Below are 22764 nucleotides of genomic sequence, written 5' to 3'. Positions count from 1 at the left end.
GTTGGCTGCTGCGCCGGCGCGATCCAGCCTTGTGTTTTGGATGAAGGGATCTTTTCCGGCGAATCAATGATCACAAATTGAACAAAACGGCTGAGGGTATATTCCTGAAGCCGTTTTTTCTTTTTTCCTAGGGGGCCGGTCAGGTTTGGTTTCTCCGCAATCGCAGTTAAGTTTTCTTTAAGCTGGCGGTGCTACGATCATATTCATTCAAGGGAAGGGAGTATGAAGATGAATGAACAAGGTGACTAGGAACGTATTAATCATCTGCGGCTGCGTCGTCGTGATCGGAGCGGGAGGGACTTATTTTGTCCAGAAAAGCGCGGCGAAACCTAAAATGGAAACGGCGACGATTACATACGAAGTCAAGAAAGGGGATTTATCAAAAACGGTTACCTCTTCGGGGAACGTGGAAGCTTCGGATTCCGTCAACCTTTCCTTTAGCGGAAAATCCAAGGTGACCAAAGTTCACGTGAGCCCCGGCGATAAGGTTCAAAAAGGCCAGCTGCTCGCCGAAATGGATACCACCGCGCTGCAAAACTCGCTTTTGTCCGCTCAAGCGAATGTTGAGAGTGCGGCCGCCAAGCTGAAGAGCCTCGAGGAAGGAACGGATGCGGATACGATAGCGGACCAGAAGTATGCAGTATCCCAGGCGAAAGCGGATTGGGACAGCGCGCAAAGCGATCTGGCGGAAGCCAAAAAGCAGGCGGATCCGTCATATGTCCAGCAGCAGCTGGATAAAGCGAAAACCGCCGTTGTCAATGCGCAGACAAAGCTGGATCAAGCCAAGCAAGGCACGGATCAATCCCAAGTCTTATTCGCTCAGGTGGCGCTGGAAAACGCCCAAAATGCGTACAAGCAGGCGGCGGCGCAGCAAAACGGCGCAAATTCCTCCGACGCCGCGGTAAAGACGGCGGCAAGCAAAGCCCAAAACGCCAAGCGGGTATACGATCAGGCGGTTCAGCAGCTGAACAAATTGCAAAAGGGACCGGAGGAAAGCGACCTTGCGATGGCCAAAGCCAATGTGGCGCAGGCGGAGGCGGGTTTAAGCGATGCGAAGGCCAACCTGGCGGGAGCCAAAATCTACGCTCCGTTTAACGGGATCGTGTCGGCGGTCAACGTCAAAGCCGGGGAATACCCTTCCGGGGATACGGCCGCCGCGGTTTCGATGTTTTCCACCGAGGGCAATTATAAAATTTCCGCCTCCATCGACGATACCGATATTACGGACGTCAAGGTCGGTCAAGAGGTCCGAGTCACGTTCGACGCGCTGACGGGCGTGACGTTAAAAGGAAAGGTCACAAACAAGGCGGTTCTCGGCGAAGTGCAAAGCAGCGGGCTGGTCACGTTCCCGGTGACCGTCGAAATCACTCCGGGCCAGGACAATGCCGATAAACTCATTCCGGGCCTTAGCGCAACGATTGCGATCGTCACCGACGGGAAAAAGGATGTGCTGACCGTGCCGGATGCCGCGATCAAATCGTTTGGCGGCCGAAAGATCGTCATGGTGGAAACGGGCGGCAAAACGGAACAAAAAGAAATTGCGACCGGCCTGGATGACGGGGTAAGCTCGGAAGTCGTTTCCGGCTTGGCGGAAGGTGACAAGGTCAGCATTACGATGACAACCTCGTCCTCGTCCAGAACGTCTTCTTCGATGATGCAAGGCGGCTTTGGAGGTTTTGGCGGATTCGGCGAAATGGGCGGAGGAAGACAGCAGTTCAAGCAGTCGGACCGCAGCGGAGGCGGCATGCGCCAAGGAAACGGCGCCGCCGGGGGTGGCGGCCAATGATTACATTTGAGCATGTGGACAAAATATACACCTCCGGCGAGATGAGGGTCCATGCGTTAAAAGATGTATCGCTGCACATTGAGCCGCGGGAATTCGTGTCCATCATGGGCCCGTCCGGCTCCGGAAAATCCACCATGATGAACGTGATCGGCTGCCTGGATAAGCCGACCTCCGGCATGTACATCCTGGACGGGATCCAGATCGGTTCCGCATCGGCCAAACAGCTGTCGGCGGTCCGCAACCAAAAAATCGGCTTCGTATTTCAAAACTTCAACCTGCTGAAGCGGACCTCGGCGATCGAAAACGTGGAGCTGCCGCTTTTGTACGCCGGAAAAAACAAAAAGGAGCGGCGCGAACGGGCGGAATATTGCCTGGAGCTGGTCGGCTTAAAGGACCGGATGCACCATAAACCGAACGAGCTGTCCGGCGGGCAGCAGCAGCGCGTGGCCATTGCCCGGGCGCTCTCGAACGAACCTGCGATTATATTGGCGGATGAGCCGACAGGCAACCTCGATACGGCTTCATCCGAAGAAATCATGGGGATTTTCAAGCGACTGAACGACAGCGGCAATACGATCGTATTGGTGACGCACGAGCCGGAAATCGCGGCGCATACGAAACGGATCATTTGGTTCCGGGACGGAAAAATCGAATCGGACCGGCCGAACCTGGAGCGTGTGTCGCTATGAATATGATGGAACTGCTGAAGCTGTCGTTTCGGAGTTTGCAAAGCAATATGCTCCGCTCGTTTTTGACGATGCTGGGCATCATGATCGGCGTTGCGACAGTCATCGCCATGATTTCGATCGGGCAGGGAACAAACAACCAGGTGACCAGCCAAATCCAAAGCCTCGGCTCCAACCTGATCACGGTGACCGCATCTTCGTCGGGGCAACAGGCTGGCGGGGGAAGCGGCAGCGGCATGCTGAAGCTGACGGACGCCGACCCGCTCTCCAAGATCAATACCGTCAAATACGTCGCGCCGGTCACGCAGGCGAGCGGACAATTCAGAAACGGAAAAAATGTTACGTCAACCAGCGTAATCGGAACCTCGCCGAATTATGCGGACATCAAATCATGGGAAACGGATATCGGCCGCTTTTTTACCGAGGATGAAGTGACGGATAAAGCCAAGGTGGTCGTCCTCGGCGCCACCACGGCCGAAAACTTGTTCGGAAATGCGGGATTTGATGCGATCGGCAGCATCGTCAAAATCAACGACATCCCGTTTCGCGTCATCGGGGTGCTCAAATCGAAAGGCTCCTCGGGCTCCATGGATCAGGATGACACCGCCATCGCGCCGATTACGACCGTGCAGTCCCGCTTCATGTCCGGCAGCTCGAGGAACGGCCTCCGCCAAATTCTGGTGGAAGCGAACTCGCCGGAGGCGATGCAAAGCACGATCGCGCTGATCGAATACACGATGCGGCAAAGCCACAAGCTTGGCAGCGCCGAGGATGACTTTAAAGTTCAAAGCCAGGAGGACGTTCTGTCCTCGGCGCAAAGCGTGACGAAGACGCTGACGCTGTTCCTCGGCGGCATTGCGGCCATTTCGCTCCTTGTCGGCGGAATCGGCATCATGAACATCATGCTGGTGTCCGTCACCGAGCGCACCCGGGAGATCGGCACCCGGAAAGCGATCGGGGCGAAGGAAGGTACGATTTTGGCCCAATTTCTCGTCGAATCCGTTACGCTGGCCATTTTCGGCGGCATCGTCGGCGTCATGCTTGGTTTTGGCGGCTCGAAGCTGGTCGGCCATTTCATGAGCATCCAAACGGCGGTATCGCTGAACTCCGTGCTGCTGGCCACATTGTTTTCGGCGTGCATCGGCATGATTTTCGGGGTGTTCCCGGCAAGAAAAGCGGCGAAGCTGGACCCGATCGAAGCGTTGAGATACGAATAGAAATAAGCGTTGAGATACGAATGAAGAATATGGAAAAAGAGCCCGCTTAAGCATCGCTTAAACAGGCTCTTTTTCTTGTTTTTCCGCCGGTTTGTTCCAGAGGATGACGTGTTTGGTTTTGCTGAATTTCTCGTAAAAGAGCTGGGAATCCTTTCGAAACAGACGGATGACGACATGGATAAAAAACCAGGCATCCATCGCAAACACGATCACGCCGAGCCCAAGCCTCCCGATGTCAGGCACGTTATCGATCGATCCGGCAAGCAGGCGATTCAGGCCAAAAAATACCCAATACAGCAGCCCGTACCGTAAAAGCAGCGACGAAAGCGTAACGCGTTCCCCCATTTTCGTAAGCTTGATGCGGACCAGCCATTTTCCGGGAGTGACGCCGTGCGTCAGCCATGGAATCAATATAAAATAGATGCCCGTAGCCACCCAAAACGAGGCTCTGATATGGAGAACGAAACAGATCGCCATCAGGATCGGCCAAATGACCGAATCGATCAAAAATGCAACGGCCCGGCGGGTATAGGTGACTCTTTTGGCCGTTAGGTCCACGTTTTCGTCCAGCTTTTCGATTCTCGGCAGCAGCCCCGACAACCATTCGGCCGCCAAATATCCGCAAATGCCGCCCAGCGTGTTCATGATCAAATCGTCAACGTCAAACACGCGGTAAGCATGGTCATACAAGCCGTAGATGCCGGTCAGCTGGGTAACCTCGAAAAAGAGGGACAGCAGGAACGAAAACAAGATGGAGCGTACCCAGCCCTTGCGGAAATAATAACGGAGCATCATGCCGAAAGGCACCGTCAGGATAATGTTGAAAACGACCTGCAGAAATGCCCGTTCCTTCAGCAAATGCCAGTAGGTGGACGGATCCGATCCGACGACCGAAGTTTCTTTTAAAATGTCCAAAATGAAGTTCAGCGGCACAAGCTGCATGGCTCCCGACGCAAGCGCGGCATTATGCCGCGATGACGGCAGCGGTAGAATGACAAGGAAAAACGCGTTCATCAAATAAAGCAAAAACAGGTATAGCACGAAAGCCCGAACTTTATTGATATAACCGTATTTACGGTATTGCACGATCAAAAACGGCAGCGTAAACAATAACGCCGCAAACGGAAAAGACATAAAGGCGTAAGAAATGGGAAACAGATAGGATTGAAGCATACGATCACCGCCAATGTTTAATCAATGCTGCCGAACAAGACAGCCGATATTGATCATAACATAATCGCGTGTGGTACACGATTAAATTAAGTTTAAATTTTCCTGTAGCCAGCTTTAAATTCGGCCATTATTATTCACAAAAACACAAAATGGTTTATACTGAACTATACATTTATTAAAAATTATAGTCATTCATCAATGAGTGTACACCGGGAGGATATGGATGGGACAACCAGAAGGATCGCTACAAAAAAAACTAAAGCCTAGACATATCAGTTTTATGGCCATGGGCGGCGTCATCGGAACCGGCATTTTTAAAGGAAGCGCGGAAACGATCGGGTTGGCGGGCCCCGGCGTTATCGTGACTTACGTGTTTGCCGGTTTGCTGCTTTTGGTCGTGATGGCGGCGATGGCGGAAATGGCCACGGTATACAAAGGCCGGAACATGAAGGATTTCGTCAGGGAGGCGTTCGGCGAGAAGGTTTCCTTTATTCTGGGCTGGATGTATTGTTTTATGTGGCTTTCGGTATGCGTTATCGAAATCATTGCAGCCGGAAGCTTTTTGCAGTATTGGCTGCCGGGAGTCCCGTTATGGGTGCTTAGCCTGGCCTGCGCCGCCTTGATCATTCTGATCAATTTGCTGAGCGTAGGCACGCTCGGAGAATTCGAATTTTGGCTGGCCGGCATCAAGATTGCCATGATCATCCTATTTATCGTGCTCGGCACTTGTCTTATCTTCGGCATCATCCCGAGCGGCAATACGCCATACCTTCGCAACTTCACCGTTTCCGGAGGATTTTTTCCGGGGGGCTTGTCCTCCGTGTTTTCGGCGATGCTTGTCGTCATGTTTTCTTACGGCGGTTCCGAGCTGATCGGCTTGACGCTGACCGAAACGGAAAATGCCGAACGGATTTTGCCCAAAGTGGTCGGCAACTTCATATTGCGGATCATTTTGTTTTTTACGCTGCCGATTCTCGTCATTTGCGGTTTGATTCCGTGGAACGAAGTCGGGTCCGAGAGCAGCCCGTTCGTGCAGGTATTATCGGCGACGGGGCTTGCGGGCGCGGCGCATATCATGAACTTTATTCTGATCACGGCGGTGCTGTCGGCGGCCAATTCGGGGATCTACGGCGCATCCCGGATGCTCTATTCCATGGCTGCGGCCGGAGAAGCGCCGAAAGGACTGGCGAAAACGAACCGGAAAGGCAGTCCGGTCAACACGCTGCTGTTATGCGCCGTTTTGCTGCTTGCGGGCGCCATGCTCGGCATTTTTGCCCAGGATCAGCTTTTTCGCGTGTTGATGGCGGTGCCGGGTTTCGTCGTGCTGCTGGTTTGGATTTGCATCGCGTTATCGCAGATAAAGCTGCGGAAAACATATCCGGCGAAACCGACGTTTAAAGTGTGGGGATACCCGTACGTAACCGGATTTGCCGTGTTGTGTCTGGCGGTCATTGCCGCGTTTTTTGTGGTGGACCAACAAAACCGCCTGAGCATCGGGATATGCCTTGCCGTTCTGCTGCTGCTTATCATCTGGGCTTTTGTAAAATTCCGCGGGAAAAGGGCAGGGGGATAACACAAACAAGAGGAGTTTTTGTCAAAGAAAGACCGGTCGTTCCATGTAAAGGAAACGGCCGGTCTTTTTTGCGAAAAGGAACTTTAGTTCCAGCTCAGCTGCCAGGAAACGCCGAACCGATCCTGTACCCAGCCGAATTTTTCGGCAAACGGGTACTTGTCCAGCGGCATCAGGACGGCGCCACCTTCGGCAAGCTTGCCGAAGGCTTCCGTCAATTCCTCTTCCGAATCGCAATGGACGAACAAGGAAATCGCCGGCGTAAACGTAAATGCGTGCTGAACGAAGCTGTCAATGCACATGATGTTTTGTCCTTTGATCGAGAAGGCGGCTTGCAGCACCGATCCTTCCGGTCCCGCTTCATTCGGCCCGTAACGCTTGATGCTGACGATTTCCGCGGGAGCAAACACCGAGGTGTAAAAATTCATCGCCTCCTCGGCTTGCCCCTCGAACATTAAAAACGGCGCCACTTTGGATTCCATTATGTTTCGCTCCTTTAAAGTATGTTAAAATCACTAACGAGCCGATGTGCTGTTATATGCGTTAATTGCAGGCATCTCTACATTTACATTGTACCGGAACGGAATCGGGGCGAACAAGCCTTCGGCCGTTGCAGGCAGATCTTACAAGGCGGCGGCGTCCGGCAAACGGAAGCCTCAAGCCGAGAAACGAAGCGTAAGCGTTCAAAGAACCTGTCTGAAACCTATTGCAAAGGAGGCTGCCGTATTATGGCGACAGTCCGCGAGCTGTTGACGGAAGCGGATTTTCGGGAGGCCGAGGAAAAAAAGCTGACGATTCGCGTTTTTCGCGACGACCATTTGATTGATTCCAAGACAACCATCATCCGTTTTACGGACACGACGGTCATTACCCAGTCGGATGTCAGCGACGTAACGTATCATCCTCGCAAGGAATGCCAATTTTTCGAAATCCGTAAAGCATGACGGAAGTCGGGTGGCTTTCGCTTGCCCATAATCTTCTGAAAAAGCATATAGCATACCAAAATAGCAAAGCGCCAGCCCAAGGATACCCCCTTGGATTGGCGCTTTGCTTACTTTTTTTGCAAACCGTCCACTCTGCTGCAAGATGACTTGCTTTTGGGACGGCCCCTCCGTTCGACTTATGTCGCTTTTAAATAACTAAGAATCATGGATTTCAAAATTTCAAGCTGCTTTACGGGCTCGATGTTCGGCTGAAGCATCGGAATGCTGTTTTGCAGCGACAATTTTTTGGCAAACTGGCCAAACGCGTTTGTAACGGTCGCGATCGTTTCCTCCAGAGGCAAGTCGGAGCGCAGAGAACCGTCGTTGACGCCGTCTTTTAAAATTTGGGATAAGGAAGATTGAATCCGTCCGACGGCGGCGCTATAAACCGGAAGATCCTCGAGGGGTTCGCGGGATTGGGCGGCGTAGCTCTCGAACGCTTCGATCAGTTTCGTGTTTTCGCTGTGCTGGTCGCCGACAAAACCGATGAATACGTCCAGCATTTGCTCCAGCCTTTCATAACAAGTGCCGGGACGATGAAGGATTTCTTCGAACGTTTCTGTTTGGGAATCGATAATCTTGGTTGCAACGGCGACGATGAGCTTGTCTTTTTTCGGAAAATGACGGAACACCGTGGCTACCCCCATATGGGCCTCCGTCGCGACATCCTGCATGGTCGCTTTATCGAGCCCTTTCCGGTTGAAGACCCTTTGGGCCGCTTCGAGCATTAGGGATACCCGCTGCTGCTTGGCCTCCTCGCGTTCCCGATCCCATCTGGTTTTTGAATTCAATTGGTCCACATTCCTTCCAAACGGTTCGTTTTTTTTGTTTCGTGATCATATCAAATGGGCGGGAGCCTGTCAACCAAACGAAGCGGGAAAAGCTTGCGCGCCGACTCCCGGATGGAAGGGTTGTCACCCGCCGGCGAGCGGAGTATAATAATCGGTGTAGTGATAGTCTTACTATCATAATGATACATAGACTATCACAACTCGATTTTTATTCTAAATCTTAAAGGAGTCGGTCCATATGTCGGAAAACGATCAAGTTGTTGTCATTACAGGTGCGGGAAGCGGCATCGGCCGCGCGACGAGTTTGAAATTCGCCGCAGGCGGCGCCAAGGTCGTGCTGGTAGACTTTAATCAGCAAACGGGAGAAGAAACGCTGAAGCTCGTGAAGGAGCAAGGCGGAGAAGGTATCTTCGTGCAAGCTAACGTTGCAAACAGCGACGACGTCCAAAATTACGTGAACAAAGCCGTTGAGGCCTATGGCCGGATCGACGTCTTCTTCAACAACGCGGGCGTCCTGCAAAAATTCTCTATGTTTGCGGATATCGAGGACTCCGAATTCGACCGGATTTTCTCCGTCAACGTCAAAGGCGTTTTCCTTGGCATGAAATATATGCTGAAAGTGATGGAAAAACAGGGCGAAGGGGTCATCATCAATACAGCCTCCACGGCCGGACTGCGGAGCGAACACAGCCTGGCGGCTTATTCGGCAAGCAAACACGCCGTTGTAGCGCTGACCAAATCGGCCGCGCTTGAATACGTGAAAAAAGGAATCCGCGTCAATGCGATTTGCCCTGGCGGCGTGGATACCTCGTTGACGCAAGCCGTTCCGTCCATGATGCAGGAGTCCGGGTACGTTCCGGAGGAACTGCCTAACATGAGGATCGGACGTTACGCCAATCCGGAGGAGCTGGCGGAAGTCGTTACGTTCCTGGCTTCGCCGAAAAACAGCTACATGACCGGTTCGATCGTCCCGGTTGATGGCGGGTTGACGCTGTAACAAAGAAAGGCTTTTTCGGCCCGTGCGGGTGACGCATGGGCCTTTTTTGCGTTATGCGGAAGAATTCGCTCTAAAAATCGCTACCGCAACCATATTTGACAGATCAGTACAAAATAAGTATGATGATTCCACCAACATTTTCCGGAAAGGAGGATGCGAGAGATGAGCAAAAGCGGAAGACCGCGCGAGTTTAAAGATACAGCCGTGATCGATGCCGCCGTGGAGGTTTTTTGGGACAACGGCTACGAAGCTTGCTCGACCGAGGCATTGTGCAGTAAGACCGGTCTTGGCCGGGGGAGCTTGTACAACGCGTTCGGAAGCAAACACGAGCTGTATGAGCAAGCCCTCCAAAGGTACCATGAGCTTGGAATCCGGGAACAGATGGACATCCTGGAGAAGGAGGGGCCGATTCGGGACCGTTTGCGAGCGCTGCTCGAGTGGGAAATCCATGAGGATTCCAAATCGAAAAACAGGGGATGCCTACTGATTAACGCGGCATCTGAGCGCAGCAAAACCGATCCCGCCGTTGAGCGCATTTTCAAGCAGCATGTCGACCTGCTGGAGCATGCGATCGAAAAAACGATCAAAACAGGGCAGGAGACGGGCGAAATCCCGCGAAACCGCGAAGCTTCCGAGCTTGCGGACATGTTTTTGAGCAGTTACTACGGGCTCCGCGTCATTTATCCGGCGACGCTGAACCGGGGTTTGGCGGAACGGATCATCCAAGGAACGTTATCATCCATTTTTTAGAAGCGGTATTTGCGCTTTCCGGACTGGAGAGCGCAAATGCTGCCTGCGGCTGCCGGCGAGTGCGATTGATCAGGTAAGAGGTTTATATGATGCGGACTTCTTTTTTTGATTAATTTTTTACTGATTAGTACAAAATCATCTAATGAGTTTTACAATCCATCCCTTATGAACGAAGGGTCGCTTTTTTAGTCTTTATTTTGTACTGTTTATTACAAAATAGTTAATCCGGGAGTGATTATATGCCGTTGGCGATTTATGTGTTGGGACTTATGATTTTTTCCATGACGACATCGGAATTTATGGTTGCGGGCATCATGCCCTCGCTTGCGGCGGAATTCGGGGTATCGATCGCGGCGATCGGCTATTTGGTTTCCGGTTACGCCGCAGGCATGATCGTCGGCGGGCCGCTGCTGACGATCGGGCTGCTCAGGCTGCCCCGAAAAACCGCCTTTTTGACGCTGTCCTTTGTGTTTCTGGCCGGTCAAATCTTGGGCGCGCTTGCTCCGAACTATGAGCTGATGATGGCGGCGAGGGTAATAACGGGCATTGCCTCTTCGGCCTGCTTCGGGGTTGCCATCGAAATCGCATTGACCCTTGTCCGGCCGGAAGCCAGCGGGCGCGCAGCTTCGATCGTGCTTGGCGGCTTGATGGTCGCGACGGCGATCGGCCTGCCTGTCGCGATGTTGTTCGATCAGTATTTCGGTTGGCGCTCCAGCTTCTGGGCGGTCGCGATTCTCGTGCTGCTGTCCGGAATCATGGCGCTGCGGCTCATCCCTTCATCGCCTTCGGTCGGATCGGTAAGCATCCGCGGCGAATTGGCGGCTTTTAAAAACCGTCACCTATGGGCGGCCTTCGCGACAAGCATGCTGATCATCGGCGCGACCTTTGCCGCATTCAGTTATTTTTCGCCGATATTAACCGATGTGGCCGGTTTTGACGCGAAGATCGTCCCGCTTCTTCTCGGTATCTACGGCGCGGCGACGGTTGTCGGCAACCTGGTCACCGGAAGGCTCGCGGACCGCTTCATGATGCCGATTCTGACGATCGGGCTTACGGTGCTCGCCGCGGCGCTGATCCTGTTCGGTCTGTTTGCGGGCAATCCGGTCATTGCGATCGCTGCCGTAATCGTCATCGGCCTCGCCGGCGTGCCCATGAATCCAGCCATGGTGACGCGGGTCTCGCGGACGTCGAACAGCGGATCCTTGGTCAGCACGGTTCACGTTTCCGTCGTCAACTTCGGCATCGTGGTCGGATCGACAATCGGCGGACTTGCCATCGACCACGGACTTGGTCTATCATCCCCGCTGTGGGTAGGGGCGATTTTGGGGATTCTCGGCCTTTTGTCCTTGCTGCCGTATCTCGTGAAGGAGCGCGAACCGAAAGCCGGAATTCAAAAGGGCGGGCAAACCTGCGCATAACGCATCCATGGAATAAAAATCGGCAGGCCCGGCTTTCATGCCGTGGCCTGTTTTTTTAAACGGCAGCATGCCTGATCCGATCAACCAGTTCGCGAAGCGGGTTGGAAATCCACTTTTTGGGATGCATGGCGAGCAGCAAGGTTAACCGGAGACCGGGATGGGCAAAGGGAAGGCTGACCAGTTCCCCTCTGCCGATTTCGGCGGCGGCGACCATCCGCGGCAGCAGCGATATGCCCGAACCGCTCATCACGCATCGTTTGATGGCTTCGGGATTGCCGAGTTCAAGGCCGATAACATAAGGCGTCCCGCTTTGCTTTAATGCTTTTTCGAGCATGATCCGGTAGTTGCAGCTTTCTTCAGGCATGATCCATTCGGCGCCGGCCAAATGCTCCAAGGTGATTTCTTTCTCCCGGCAGAGGGGATGTTCCGGGCTCGACAGCAGGACCAACGGTTCGTCGCGGATCGTTTGCCATGCCAATGTCGGATCGGAAGGTTCGTCGTCCAGGATCAGGCCGAGATCCAGTTCGCCATCTTTGACTTGCTTGAAGATATGCGCCTCACGGCCGGTCTGCAGCCGGACGGACAGCCCCTCGTGACGCTCCCGGAGTTCCTGCAGGTAAGGGGGGAGGAAATAGGCGGCCAGCGAATCGATGGTGCCGATGGAGAGGGTGCCCCCGCTTTGGTTGCCCAGCCTTTCTTTGGACTGTTGGTAGAGATCCAGCATTTGGACTGCGAACCGCAGCAGCTCTTCCCCCGCGGAAGTGAGGCGCAACCCTTTGCCGAAGCGCTCGAAAAGCTGGACGTCATAGGCTTTTTCCAGTTTTTGAATTTGCGTCGTGACGCTGGACTGCGCGTATCCAAGCTCCTCGGCCGCCCGGGTAAAGCTTTGGCGAAGGGCGACCTCGCGAAACGTGTGCAGGTAAGTCAAATCCATCCGTTTCAACTCCCATCAATAATATTGATAATGCTTATCGATTATTATAGATAACACCGATGGCAATTCCTATGGTAAATTGGAGCCACAAACCGATAGGAGGTCATCCCGATGTTGAAAAGAGAAGATTTGCAGGGCGTCTTCGTGCCTGTCGTTACGCCGTTTACGCAAGATGGGGAGCTTGATTTGGTTTCGTATCAAAACTATGCGGGGCAGTTGGTTGAGCATGGGATTGCCGGACTGGTCGTGAACGGTACGACGGGGGAAGCACCGACGGTACGCTGGGAAGAGGTGCGGGAGCTGGCGGAAGCGACGCGGACGATTGTGAAAAATAAAAAAAGGGCCTTGCCCGTCGTGATCGGAACCGGAACCAACGATACGGCTTCGACCGTCGATCGAACCGAAAGCGCCGCCAACATGGGGGCCGACGCGGTCCTTGTTGTCGTTCCGTATTATAGCAAACCTTCGCAGGAAGGGATCTTGGAGCATTTTCGGAGCGTCGTTCAGGTCGGAATACCGGTGATCGCCTACGAAATTCCTTCCCGCACGGGAGTCCTCTTAAGCATGGATACGGCAAAAGCCATCATGGAATTGGACGGAGTTATCGGCATCAAGGACAGTTCCGACAGCCTGGAGCTGATCGGAGAGCTGACGAGGCATAATGCCGGACCGGTCCTTTGCGGGGATGACCCGCATTATTTCGCCAAGCTGGCGCTAGGGGCAAGGGGAGGAATATTGGCTTCAGCGAACGTAAACACGCAGCGTTTCATCGACGTATTTAATCATGTTCAACAAGGAGATCGCTTTGCGGCCGAACAAATCTTCGACGCCATGCTTCCCTTGATCCAAGGCCTTTTCCGGGAACCGAACCCCGCTCCGCTCAAATGGATGTTGGCAAGCTTGGGCCGAATCGCCTCGGATCGCCTGCGGCTGCCGCTGATGCCGATTTCCGAGCAGCTGAAAAACGAACTTAAGCCGTGGCTCCATTACCTATAACCCGAACATTCCCTTATAATAATAGATAAAGACCGCAGGACCAAATAAAAGCCGGCGGGCGATTCGAACGAAGGGGATTTGTGAATTGGCGGCGCGAAGAGAACGGATATTGGAACGGTTGAACAAACAAATACAGGCGAAAGAGCATCTCATCGGCGTGGCGGCGGGTGCCGGCATCTCGGCCAAATACGCCGTCAAAGGCGGAGCGGATCTCATTTTGGCGCTGAATTCCGGAAGATTCAGACAGATGGGACTCGGCTCCGTCGCCGGTTTTTTGCCATTCGCAAACAGCAATGACATGGTCATGGAATTCGGCTCGAGGGAAATTTTATCCGTGGTGGGAGAGACGCCTGTCATTTTCGGCCTGTGCGCGACGGATCCGACGATGGAACCGGAAGCTTTTTTGAAACGGATTCGGGAAAGCGGCTTTGCGGGCGTCATCAACTATCCGACCGTGGGGCTGATCGACGGGAAGTTCCGCGAAGCGCTGGAAGAAGAGGGCGTGACGTATCTGCAGGAGGTGGAAGCCGTCAGGCTGGCGCATGAGCTGGGGCTTTTCACGATGGCTTTCGTTTTTAACGAGGAACAGGCCTCGTTGATGCTGAACGCGGGCGCCGAGTGCATCTGCGCTCATTTGGGGGTTACCGGAGGCGGATGGATGGGCACGAAAAAAGTGTTGTCCCTGGAAAAAGGGGCGGAGCTCGCCCGGCAAATTTTCGATGTTTGCGACGCTTCGGGCAAGCGTCCGATCAAGCTCGTCTACGGCGGTCCCGTGCATGCTCCCATTGATGTGCAATATATGTACGACAATACGTCGGCGATGGGGTATGTCGGCGGGTCCAGCTTCGAGCGGATTCCGACGGAAGAAGCGATCGTGGAAACGACGCACCGTTTTAAGCTGACCGGGCATCTGGAGCAGGACAAGCAGCTGATGGACCGGCTGTCGCATGCGAACGAACCGTACGATTATGTCGCTTTTGTCAAAGAATTCGTGGCGGAGCATTATATGAACAATATTTCGCTCACCGAGCTGGCGGAACGGATTCACGTATCGCGCACCCATTTGAGCGCTTTGTTCAACAAAGAGGTCGGCTGCAGTTTTCCGGAATACATCGCGAAATACCGCATCCATAAGGCGCAGGAAGTGATCAAGCACACCAGGCTGCCGCTGGCGCGGATCGCCGAAACGGTCGGTTATCCGGACTACGTCCATTTCAGCAAAACGTTCAAAAAATATACGGGCATGACCCCGCAAGCCTACCGCCGACAAACATAAGACAAATATACATAAAGATCGTACATGGATACGATCCTTTTTTGATGAAAGCGCTGTATCCTTAACTTGTAACGGGATGAACGGCAGCCCGATCCGGGAGGCCGCACGAGGCTCAAGTGAAGGAGGTTGTTTTCATGAAAACGATTGCGATTGCCGGAACGTTCGATTCCAAGGGCGAAGAGTTTTTGTACGTGAAATCGGTCATTGAAAACCTTGGCTTAAGAACGTTTACGATCCACTGCGGCGTATTCGAGCCCATGTTTACGCCCGACGTGTCGAACAACGAAGTGGCGCAGGCGGCAGGAGGGGACATCCGGGAAATTGCCGCAAGGAAAGACCGGTCCGCAGGAACGGAAGCGCTCGCCAGGGGAATGGAACGGATCGTTCCGAAACTGTACGCGGAAGGGAAATTCGACGGCATCCTGTCATTCGGCGGCACCGGCGGCACGTCCATCGTTACCGCAGGCATGCGAGGTTTGCCGATCGGCGTTCCGAAGCTGATGGTTTCGACCGTCGCGTCCGGCCAGACCGAGCCGTATGTGGGAACCAGCGACATCGTTATGTTCCCGTCGATCGTTGACGTATCCGGGCTGAACTCTTTTTCGACCAAAATCTTTACGAACGCGGCGCATGCCATCGCAGGCATGGTGCAGTTCGAATCGGCTCCGCCGCCGGATAAGAAGCAGCTGGTCGCCGCGACGATGTTCGGGGTGACGACTCCGTGCGTGAACTATGCCAGGGAATATTTGGAGCAGCAGGGCTTCGAGGTGCTTGTATTCCACGCGACAGGCACCGGCGGTAAAACGATGGAAAGCCTGATCGAAGGCGGCTTCATCGACGGCGTCCTGGATCTGACCACGACCGAATGGTGCGACGAGCTTGTCGGCGGGGTGCTTGCCGCCGGACCGCATCGCCTTGAGGCGGCAGGCCGCTGCAAGGTGCCTCAGGTCGTATCGACGGGTGCTCTCGACATGGTCAATTTCGGGCCTTACGATACCGTGCCGGCTGCGTTCAAAAACCGCAATTTGTACAAACATAATCCGTCGGTCACGTTAATGCGGACGACCGTAGAGGAAAACAGGAAGCTTGGCGAAGTGATCGCGGATAAACTAAACCGGGCGCAGGGGCCGACGGCGCTCATGCTTCCGCTGAAGGGCGTGTCCATGCTTGACGTGGAAGGCCAGTCGTTCCACGGAACGAAAGAAGACGAAATGCTGTTCAACACGTTAAGACAACGGATTGACCGCCATACGGTGGAACTGATCGAGCTCGACTCCGACATCAACGACAAAGCTTTTGCCGTGGCGGCGGCGAAAAAATTGATCGAACTGATGAAAAAAAGCTAACCGGAGAACGACCTCAAACAAACGCGATATGGAGGAGGAAACATACGATGAAAACCAGAACTGAAATTTTGAAAAAATTAAAAGCGGAGGTTGCTGCAGGCAACGTGCTGCTGGGCGCAGGAGCGGGAACGGGCATTTCGGCCAAAAGCGCCGAAGCCGGCGGCGTGGATCTCATTATCATTTATAACTCCGGCCGGTACCGGATGGCGGGACGGGGGTCGCTTGCCGGACTGATGGCGTACGGGGATGCGAACCAAATCGTCGTGGACATGGGGAACGAAGTGCTGCCGGTCGTCAAAGAAACGCCGGTGCTTGCCGGCGTCTGCGGGACCGATCCGTTCCGGATCATGGATATTTTCTTGAAGCAGCTGAAGGAGCAAGGTTTTGCAGGCGTCCAAAACTTCCCGACGGTAGGCCTGATCGACGGCGTGTTCCGGGCGAATCTTGAGGAAACCGGCATGGGGTATGATCTGGAGGTCGACATGATCCGCAAAGCGCATGAGCTTGATCTGCTGACCACACCGTACGTGTTTGACGAGGAACAAGCGAAAAAAATGGCCGAAGCCGGGGCCGATATTTTGGTTGCGCATATGGGATTGACGACCAAAGGAACCATCGGCGCGAAAACGGCGCTTACTTTGGACGATTGCGTAGAAAAAATCCAGGCGATTTGCGACGCGGGCAAGGCGGTTAATCCGGACATCATGGTTCTGTGCCATGGCGGCCCGATTGCCGAACCGGAAGATGCGGAATACGTACTGTCCAGAACGAAAGGCGTCGAAGGATTTTTCGGAGCTTCCAGCATCGAACGTTTTGCGACAGAGGTGGGCATCAAGCAGCAAACCGAAGCGTTTAAGAACATTTTGAAATAGAACGCTCGGACTGAATCCCTCACAGAAAAATACATCAGATTTAGCCTTGCCGTTACCATGCTAAAAGGAATCGATCCTTGAGGCATGGAATGGCCGAGGCTTTTTTTATTTCACACTGCGTAAAAAAAGAAATGCCTGCAAAGATCTTGCGCGCATGATTTTGGTTTGTCGCCGCATTGCAGACGGACAGGATTATGGGAGCGTAACGTCGAATAAGATCAATACAATGACCATGATGCAACAACTAAAATGTAGGAGGCGAATGGATCGTGAAAAAGGTAGAGGAGTATATTCAGGAATGGCTCCGGCATCGATTGGTGCTGCAGGACATGGTTGCATTGATTCCCGATGAACACATCGGATTTAAACCTTGGGAGAATGCAATGCCAATGGGAACTTTAATAACCCATATCGTCACATCAACGGATATGTTCGTAAAAACGGTAAAAAACGGCATGTTTACACCTCCGGCAAAAATAAATCCATGCGAAACGATGGAGGAAATCGGAAATGTCGTCCGGCAATTGACGGAGGAGACACGTGAAAATTTGAATTCGATCAACGATGAACAGTTGGAAAAAGAAATTGAGTTTAACGGCTTTATAGGTACGGGCAGATTATGGTTGGCTTCAGCAAAGGACCACGAAATCCACCATAAAGGCCAATTGTTTACGTATGCAAGAATGGTTGGAGTTGAAAATCTGCCATTTATGATGAAACAACCTCCAAAAAAACAATAAATGATTTTAAAGAGAGAGGCTGCAGCCGGAAATCCGGCTGCAGCCCTGTTTTTTGATCGAAGTCTCTTGTTTTATGAAAAACCGCTTCACCTTCCTATTTGACGGTCACTTTTAGAATGTCGCTTTTGGTAACCCCGCTGCCGTTCTCCAGCTCAACCTGGTATTTGTACACGCCCGGGGTTCGGCCTTCCACCTTGGTGGCGGCCGTTTGCGCCCGCGGCGTTGCGGCAGTCAGCGTCTGCGTGTCGATGAGAACGCCGTTTTCGTATAGCCGATAAACGTTTCCGTTGGTGCCCCACCACAGATTCATCGTGACCTGGTAGTTCCCGTCGCCATCCCAGTTGTCATCCGACAGGACCGGTTTGCCGGGAGCGGCGTGCTTGACGGTAACCGTATGCGGTTCGCAAGCGGTCGTTCCGAAAGCGTTCGCGAGCTCGCAGGTATATTGATAGATGCCGTCCGCCCGCCCCGAAATCGGCGTTGCCGCCGTCTGGGCGGCAGGGGAGTCGTCCGTCAGCCTCTGCGTATCGATCAGCTTTCCGTTTTCGTACAGCTTATATTCCGTACCGTTATTCCCCCACCACATGTTCATGGTGATCGTGTAGTCGCCGTCCAACAGGCCGGTATCCTGTCCGTTGTTGTCGGAGAGGACGGGCTTTCCGGGAACGCCTTCGGCTTTCACGGGCTCTTCCGGTCCGCCGACGTAGCGGATCTGCGGCGCAGCCGGTTCTTTCATGCCCTCCCCGAGGTAAAAGCTTGGATGGGGCGGCTGGTTGTAGCCGACATTTTGCCAGGCGACGCCAAGCCGGTACACGGGATCGTGCATCAGCGTGCGCAGACGGTGTTCCGTCGGATCGACCGTCGTGTAAATCCGCAGCTCGGTGCTGTCCGCGGAGCGCCAAACGGCTTCTTCCCGCCAATCGCCGAACAAGTCGGCCTGGATCATCGGATTGCCTTTCGTGAAATTGTTGGAAAGCGTGCCCTCCGCCGTTAGGAGGTTGACTGTTTTTTTGTTTTCGTAATCCCATTTGTCGATCGTTCCCGGACCGGCGCCAAGCTCGCTTTTCCAATCGTGGTTCAGCAGTTCGCGCAGCAGATCGCCGTCCCACCAGATTGCGAAATTCGTGGAAGAAGGAATCGCGCTGCTGATAAGCTCTCCTTTGGCGCTGTAAAGTCCCGTTATCGGGATGTGCTGCTCGTTCGTAATCGTCGATGCCCATGCTTCTTCGCCAGGATAATTCGGATCGATATCCGCCGTTAACCCCCGACCTGTGTCCATGCCGGTAAACACACCCCATAAAATTTCACCGGTCGAAGCATCATGCATTTCCATCCCGTACGTCGCGTCCTTATGTTCATGCACGCCGAACACTTCTAGACCCGGACGTTCCGGATCCAGATCGCCGAAGTGCATCGCGTCGCCATGTCCAAGCCGGGTGCTGTATAGCGGCTTTCCGTTATCGTCAATGGTCAAGGCCCCGAACAGCACTTCGTCTTTGCCGTCTCCGTCCACGTCCCCGATGGACAAATTATGGTTGCCTTGACCGACGTAGCTTTCGTAACCTTTGTCGTTCGTGTCGAATCGCCACTGCTGCGCCAGCTTGCCGTCCTGGAAGCGGTAAGCGGTCAAAACGGTACGCGTATAATAGCCGCGGCTGAAAATGACGCTGGGGTGTTCGCCGTCCAAATAGGCGACGGCAGCCAAAAATCGGTCAACCCGGTTGCCGTACGTGTCGCCCCAAGATCCGACGTCCCCGCGCGGAGGATCATACGGAACCGTAGAGAGCTCTTTGCCCGTCAGGCCGTCGAACACCGTGAGGAATTCGTTGCCGAGCAGCACGTACCCCGAGCTGTTCCGGTGGTCCGCTTTCGGGTCGCCGATCACGTTGCCTTGGCCGTCCACCGTGCCGTCGGCGGTTTTCAGCGCCACTTCGGCTTTGCCGTCGCCGTCCAGATCGTAAACGAGGAACGGGGAATAATGAGCTCCCGCCCGAATGTTCGGGCCGAGGTTGATTCTCCAAAGCCGCGTGCCGTCAAGCTTGTAGGCGTCCATGTAAACGATGCCCGTATAACCGCTTTGCGAATTGTCCTTTGCATTGGACGGGGACCAAAGCATCACGATTTCGTATGCGCCGTCGCCGTCCAAATCGCCGACGCTTGCGTCGCCGGCCACATACGTATAAGGCTGGCCGTCTTTCGTATAGGCATCCCCCGGCTTTTGCAGCGGAACCGAAAGATATTGCCGCTGCCATACGCCAAACCCGGGGCCGGCTGCTTTTTCTTTGCCCTGCACCACCGTCGTCAGCTTATAGACAGAGTCCGGCTTGCCGCGGGTATCCATCATATTCGTGCTGTCCTTGATCGGCTGTTTGTTCAGCTTCACGCCGTCCCGATAGACGTTGAATGCGATGTCGTCCGGATCGAGGCCAAGCATCCGCCAGCCGATATAGTTCCCTTGTTCTGTTCGCACTGCGACTGGGGCCCGGTCCAAATATTCCATGTCCCGGTACAACGTCGTCACGGCTTCGGTTTTTAGCGGTTCGGACATAGGGGAGATGCCGCCCGCGTTGACCGACGCCACCTTATAGTAGTAAGGAATGGTGGTCAACACGGTTGCGTCCGTATAGGAATTCGTTTTGGTCTGGCCGACAAACGCGTATTCGCCGTCGGCTTTGTCGGCACGGTATACGTTGTACAATCGGGCTCCGTCGACTTGGTTCCAAGCGAGCGCGATATCGTTTTTATGAATCGCCTCGACCTTCAAACCGTCCGGCGCAGCGGCGACCGGAACGTTCGGGTCGATCATCGCGATTCGAAGTCCGCCGGACGGAACCGATTCGAAGCCTCCGCCGTCAACGGATGTGACCGTATATTCGTAAACCTGCCCGACATCGGCCGTCGCGTCGGCAAAGGCCGTTTCGGTCGTTTCCCCGATCAAGACGGGGGAAGCGGAACCTTCCGTTTTCCGGTACACTCGGTATTTCGCCGCGTCTTCCGATGCCTGCCAGGACAGGTTCGCCACCACGGGATCGCCCGCAAGATCCAGTTCATCGACCTTCAGCGCCGTGGGGGCAAGCAGGATCGGGGTAATCTCCAGGCCGTTCAAATGCGCGGTTTGGCCGCTGAATACGAGGTTCATCTGGCCGTCCGTCACCGCGATCTGGTTGAATACTTTTTCAGCGATGTTTTCTTTGCCGGAAGAGACGGTACCGTAGTCTTTGCCTTCGATGTTCACATTGGTTTTCGTCGAGCCGATCCAGTCGCCGGTGTAGGTTTTGACGGCGTAGGACCCGTTCGGGAGATCGACTTTGAATTCGTAGCTGCCGCCGAAATAAATGACGAAATCCCGGCGGAGCGCATCCGTGGCGTTACCTCGGTCGCGGTCGGCCATGCCGGCGCTTGAAGCCAGGCCATACCCGCGCTCTGGCGTATACAGTATATTGCGGTTGACTTCGGTATATCCTTCGGCGACCGGGGAACCGACGGGGCCGAAATCAAACCGGTACGCCGCCGACTTCGTCCCGATCCGCACCTCGTCCGAAGGCTGCGATTCCCCGCGGCCGTTGACGGCCGTCACGCGGATCGTGTATACCGCGCCTTCCGCCATGCCGCCGATCGTCATCGACGGAACCGTCGTCGTGCCGATCATCGCGTAGGACGATTCAGGCTCGGATTCGAGTTTGCGGTAAACCCTGTAAATTTCCGCCGTGTCTACCGGATTCCATTTCAGCGCCGCGCCTGCGTTGCTGATGCTGCCCGCCGTAAGCCCTTGCGGCTTGGCGGGCACGGTTTCGGGCTCGCCGGTCTCCTTGACGTACCCGGAGAGAGGCAGCCCCAATCCTTTTATGCCGCCCGCCACGAGCCGCGCGATCTGAATGGCGCCGTATTTTTGAAAATGGGTATTGTCCTCCACGCCGTTCGGGAACGCCTGATACACGCCGGGATCGGCAAACAGGAAGACCGATTTGGCGGCTTCGGGGCCGATGGAGTCATAATAGGCTCTGCTTAACGAGCTCAAGTCGACCAGTTTGACGTCCAGTTCCGCAGCGACTTCCTTCATGGCCTGTACGTATTCCGGAAAACTGACGTTAAATTTGCCCGTATCCGCATTAAAATCCCTGCGGCCGACCGGCGTGATCAGCATCGGCGTGGCGCCGCGTTCCCTCGCGCCAAGCACGTAGGTTTTCAAATAGGTTTTGTAATCCTCCGGCGAGGCGTAGCGGTCCGGCCTGCTGATCGTCGCATCGTTATGCCCGAATTGGATGAGCAAATAATCTCCTGGCGCAATGCTCCGCAAAATTTCGTCCAATCGTCCTTCGGTGATAAACGTTTTGGAGCTGCGGCCTCCGATGGCCCGGTTGTCGAAACGCACGTCCTCCGTAAAATAGCGGTCGATCATTTGACCCCACCCCGCTTGGGGCTCCCAATAGGGATCATAGGTCTGCACGGTGGAATCGCTTGCGATGTACGCCGTAGGCAGCGCCCCCGGCAGACGCTCAGGCAACTTGCGGATGACGAGGGCGTTGAGTTTCGGAGCCGTTCCCGAAAACTCCAAATTCAGCCGGCCGTCCACAAGCGCGATATCGAAATCCATTTCCAAATATTGACCGGCAGGCTTCGTGGTCTGCTGCACTTTTTGCATGAGTTCGGCCTTGATTGCAATATCCGTCGATTCAACTTCGTCCCCGGCGATCAGCGACACCGTGTAATCTCCGTTCGGCAGGTCGACCATGAACGATGTATCCTGCGGCATGACAAAGTCCGTCCGAACCGGATCCGGGATGCCTCTGTCGGCCTCGGAGACGTTGGACGGATCGGCAAAACCGTACTTCAACTCCGGCGAGTACGCGGTCGACGCCGGCACCGCCGTATATCCTTCAGCTACCGCGCCGGGACCGAAGTCAAAACGCCACTCCCCGTCGCCGGAAAGCGGGGAAGGGGTGCCGTAAACGGAGCCGGTGACGGTTGCACCCGGGCCGTCCAACAGCTCGGATACCTCCGCCTGAGCCCGAACAATGCCCGATGGAAGAAGGGGGGCAAGGAGCAAGGCTGCGCTGACCAGCGTGAGGAAAGGACGTTTAAAATGTTTAAAAGTTCGCATATAACGGTCATACCCTCTTTCTAATGGAATCTGTTCAGGTGCGTTCAATCGACAGAAAGCGCTTGCAAAGTGGTGCATATCGATGATGCCTCAACAAGGAAACCGATCCGGATATTTTCTGAAAGTTA

The 22764-nt window shown here is 54.3% G+C and carries 18 protein-coding genes; 13 read left to right on the top strand and 5 right to left on the bottom strand.

What is annotated here, in order from left to right:
* The first annotated feature begins 232 nt into the window (after nucleotides 1–232).
* The 3 genes from RJP21_RS15865 to RJP21_RS15855 are packed head-to-tail and all read left to right on the top strand — an operon-like array spanning nucleotide 233 to nucleotide 3689.
* A complete protein-coding gene (locus RJP21_RS15865) occupies nucleotides 233–1786 on the top strand; it encodes an efflux RND transporter periplasmic adaptor subunit (protein WP_310860120.1) in 1554 nt (517 codons plus the stop codon).
* A complete protein-coding gene (locus RJP21_RS15860; RefSeq protein ID WP_310860119.1) occupies nucleotides 1783–2475 on the top strand; it encodes an ABC transporter ATP-binding protein in 693 nt (230 codons plus the stop codon). The genes RJP21_RS15865 and RJP21_RS15860 overlap by 4 nt, the downstream gene beginning before the upstream one ends.
* Nucleotides 2472–3689, top strand: coding sequence for an ABC transporter permease (locus RJP21_RS15855; RefSeq protein WP_310860118.1), 1218 nt, complete (start codon nucleotides 2472–2474; stop codon nucleotides 3687–3689). Before RJP21_RS15860 ends, RJP21_RS15855 begins: the two co-directional genes overlap by 4 nt.
* 57 nt (nucleotides 3690–3746) lie before the next feature.
* On the opposite strand, the gene RJP21_RS15850 is transcribed toward RJP21_RS15855, so the two are convergent.
* Nucleotides 3747–4862, bottom strand: a complete 1116-nt coding sequence (locus RJP21_RS15850; RefSeq protein ID WP_310860117.1) for a VanZ family protein — start codon at nucleotides 4860–4862, stop codon at nucleotides 3747–3749.
* A gap of 223 nt (nucleotides 4863–5085) precedes the next feature.
* On the opposite strand from RJP21_RS15850, the gene RJP21_RS15845 reads away from it, so the two are divergent.
* Nucleotides 5086–6435, top strand: a complete 1350-nt coding sequence (locus RJP21_RS15845; RefSeq protein ID WP_310860116.1) for an amino acid permease — start codon at nucleotides 5086–5088, stop codon at nucleotides 6433–6435.
* Nucleotides 6436–6518: 83 nt separating this feature from the next.
* On the opposite strand, the gene RJP21_RS15840 is transcribed toward RJP21_RS15845, so the two are convergent.
* Nucleotides 6519–6914, bottom strand: a complete 396-nt coding sequence (locus tag RJP21_RS15840; RefSeq protein ID WP_160038021.1) for a VOC family protein — start codon at nucleotides 6912–6914, stop codon at nucleotides 6519–6521.
* A 246-nt stretch (nucleotides 6915–7160) separates the two neighbouring features.
* On the opposite strand from RJP21_RS15840, the gene RJP21_RS15835 reads away from it, so the two are divergent.
* A complete protein-coding gene (locus RJP21_RS15835) occupies nucleotides 7161–7376 on the top strand; it encodes a hypothetical protein (RefSeq protein ID WP_160038023.1) in 216 nt (71 codons plus the stop codon).
* Between the two features lie 176 nt (nucleotides 7377–7552).
* On the opposite strand, the gene RJP21_RS15830 is transcribed toward RJP21_RS15835, so the two are convergent.
* On the bottom strand, nucleotides 7553–8215 hold the full coding sequence (locus RJP21_RS15830) for a TetR/AcrR family transcriptional regulator (protein WP_310860115.1): 663 nt from the start codon (nucleotides 8213–8215) through the stop codon (nucleotides 7553–7555).
* 229 nt (nucleotides 8216–8444) lie between these two features.
* Between RJP21_RS15830 and RJP21_RS15825 the strand changes: the two genes are divergently transcribed.
* The 3 genes from RJP21_RS15825 (at nucleotide 8445) to RJP21_RS15815 (ending at nucleotide 11371) form a co-directional block, all read left to right on the top strand.
* Entirely contained in the window at nucleotides 8445–9203 is a 759-nt protein-coding gene (locus RJP21_RS15825; RefSeq protein ID WP_160038027.1) for an SDR family NAD(P)-dependent oxidoreductase, read from the top strand.
* 162 nt (nucleotides 9204–9365) lie between these two features.
* Complete coding sequence (locus RJP21_RS15820) at nucleotides 9366–9953, top strand: TetR/AcrR family transcriptional regulator (protein ID WP_160038029.1); 588 nt, start codon at nucleotides 9366–9368, stop codon at nucleotides 9951–9953.
* Between the two features lie 239 nt (nucleotides 9954–10192).
* Nucleotides 10193–11371, top strand: coding sequence for an MFS transporter (locus tag RJP21_RS15815; protein WP_310860114.1), 1179 nt, complete (start codon nucleotides 10193–10195; stop codon nucleotides 11369–11371).
* A 55-nt stretch (nucleotides 11372–11426) separates the two neighbouring features.
* Here the strand turns inward: RJP21_RS15815 and RJP21_RS15810 are convergent, their stop codons facing one another.
* The gene (locus RJP21_RS15810; protein WP_310860113.1) at nucleotides 11427–12305 is read right to left on the bottom strand and encodes a LysR family transcriptional regulator; all 879 of its coding nucleotides are present in this window, start codon (nucleotides 12303–12305) and stop codon (nucleotides 11427–11429) included.
* Nucleotides 12306–12416: 111 nt separating this feature from the next.
* On the opposite strand from RJP21_RS15810, the gene dapA reads away from it, so the two are divergent.
* From dapA to RJP21_RS15785, 5 genes are all read left to right on the top strand, one after another.
* Complete coding sequence (dapA, locus tag RJP21_RS15805) at nucleotides 12417–13301, top strand: 4-hydroxy-tetrahydrodipicolinate synthase (protein WP_310860112.1); 885 nt, start codon at nucleotides 12417–12419, stop codon at nucleotides 13299–13301.
* Nucleotides 13302–13386: 85 nt separating this feature from the next.
* Complete coding sequence (locus tag RJP21_RS15800; RefSeq protein ID WP_310860111.1) at nucleotides 13387–14577, top strand: phosphoenolpyruvate hydrolase family protein; 1191 nt, start codon at nucleotides 13387–13389, stop codon at nucleotides 14575–14577.
* Between the two features lie 134 nt (nucleotides 14578–14711).
* A complete protein-coding gene (locus RJP21_RS15795; protein ID WP_310860110.1) occupies nucleotides 14712–15923 on the top strand; it encodes a Tm-1-like ATP-binding domain-containing protein in 1212 nt (403 codons plus the stop codon).
* A gap of 47 nt (nucleotides 15924–15970) precedes the next feature.
* A complete protein-coding gene (locus RJP21_RS15790; protein ID WP_036714086.1) occupies nucleotides 15971–16795 on the top strand; it encodes a phosphoenolpyruvate hydrolase family protein in 825 nt (274 codons plus the stop codon).
* A gap of 269 nt (nucleotides 16796–17064) precedes the next feature.
* Nucleotides 17065–17535: a DinB family protein gene (locus RJP21_RS15785; RefSeq protein WP_212947687.1), complete on the top strand. Its 471-nt coding sequence runs from the start codon at nucleotides 17065–17067 to the stop codon at nucleotides 17533–17535.
* Between the two features lie 94 nt (nucleotides 17536–17629).
* On the opposite strand, the gene RJP21_RS15780 is transcribed toward RJP21_RS15785, so the two are convergent.
* A complete protein-coding gene (locus tag RJP21_RS15780; RefSeq protein ID WP_310860109.1) occupies nucleotides 17630–22636 on the bottom strand; it encodes a rhamnogalacturonan lyase family protein in 5007 nt (1668 codons plus the stop codon).
* Nucleotides 22637–22764 lie beyond the last annotated feature (128 nt).

The sequence above is a fragment of the Paenibacillus sp. VCA1 genome (assembly GCF_031583795.1).
Classification (GTDB): Bacteria; Bacillota; Bacilli; order Paenibacillales; family Paenibacillaceae; genus Paenibacillus_AQ; species Paenibacillus_AQ albilobatus.
The sequence above is the reverse complement of the archived record's forward strand: the minus strand, read 5'-3'. Positions and strand labels throughout refer to the sequence as shown.

Excerpts from the sequence above, each read along its gene's own strand:
- RJP21_RS15865 (WP_310860120.1), top strand. The coding sequence starts at position 233 with ATGAACAAGGTGACTAGGAACGTATTAATCATCTGCGGCTGCGTCGTC.
- RJP21_RS15860 (WP_310860119.1), top strand. The coding sequence starts at position 1,783 with ATGATTACATTTGAGCATGTGGACAAAATATACACCTCCGGCGAGATG.
- RJP21_RS15855 (WP_310860118.1), top strand. The coding sequence starts at position 2,472 with ATGAATATGATGGAACTGCTGAAGCTGTCGTTTCGGAGTTTGCAAAGC.
- RJP21_RS15850 (WP_310860117.1), bottom strand. The coding sequence starts at position 4,862 with ATGCTTCAATCCTATCTGTTTCCCATTTCTTACGCCTTTATGTCTTTT.
- RJP21_RS15845 (WP_310860116.1), top strand. The coding sequence starts at position 5,086 with ATGGGACAACCAGAAGGATCGCTACAAAAAAAACTAAAGCCTAGACAT.
- RJP21_RS15840 (WP_160038021.1), bottom strand. The coding sequence starts at position 6,914 with ATGGAATCCAAAGTGGCGCCGTTTTTAATGTTCGAGGGGCAAGCCGAG.
- RJP21_RS15835 (WP_160038023.1), top strand. The coding sequence starts at position 7,161 with ATGGCGACAGTCCGCGAGCTGTTGACGGAAGCGGATTTTCGGGAGGCC.
- RJP21_RS15825 (WP_160038027.1), top strand. The coding sequence starts at position 8,445 with ATGTCGGAAAACGATCAAGTTGTTGTCATTACAGGTGCGGGAAGCGGC.
- RJP21_RS15820 (WP_160038029.1), top strand. The coding sequence starts at position 9,366 with ATGAGCAAAAGCGGAAGACCGCGCGAGTTTAAAGATACAGCCGTGATC.
- RJP21_RS15815 (WP_310860114.1), top strand. The coding sequence starts at position 10,193 with ATGCCGTTGGCGATTTATGTGTTGGGACTTATGATTTTTTCCATGACG.
- RJP21_RS15810 (WP_310860113.1), bottom strand. The coding sequence starts at position 12,305 with ATGGATTTGACTTACCTGCACACGTTTCGCGAGGTCGCCCTTCGCCAA.
- dapA (WP_310860112.1), top strand. The coding sequence starts at position 12,417 with ATGTTGAAAAGAGAAGATTTGCAGGGCGTCTTCGTGCCTGTCGTTACG.
- RJP21_RS15795 (WP_310860110.1), top strand. The coding sequence starts at position 14,712 with ATGAAAACGATTGCGATTGCCGGAACGTTCGATTCCAAGGGCGAAGAG.
- RJP21_RS15790 (WP_036714086.1), top strand. The coding sequence starts at position 15,971 with ATGAAAACCAGAACTGAAATTTTGAAAAAATTAAAAGCGGAGGTTGCT.
- RJP21_RS15780 (WP_310860109.1), bottom strand. The coding sequence starts at position 22,636 with ATGCGAACTTTTAAACATTTTAAACGTCCTTTCCTCACGCTGGTCAGC.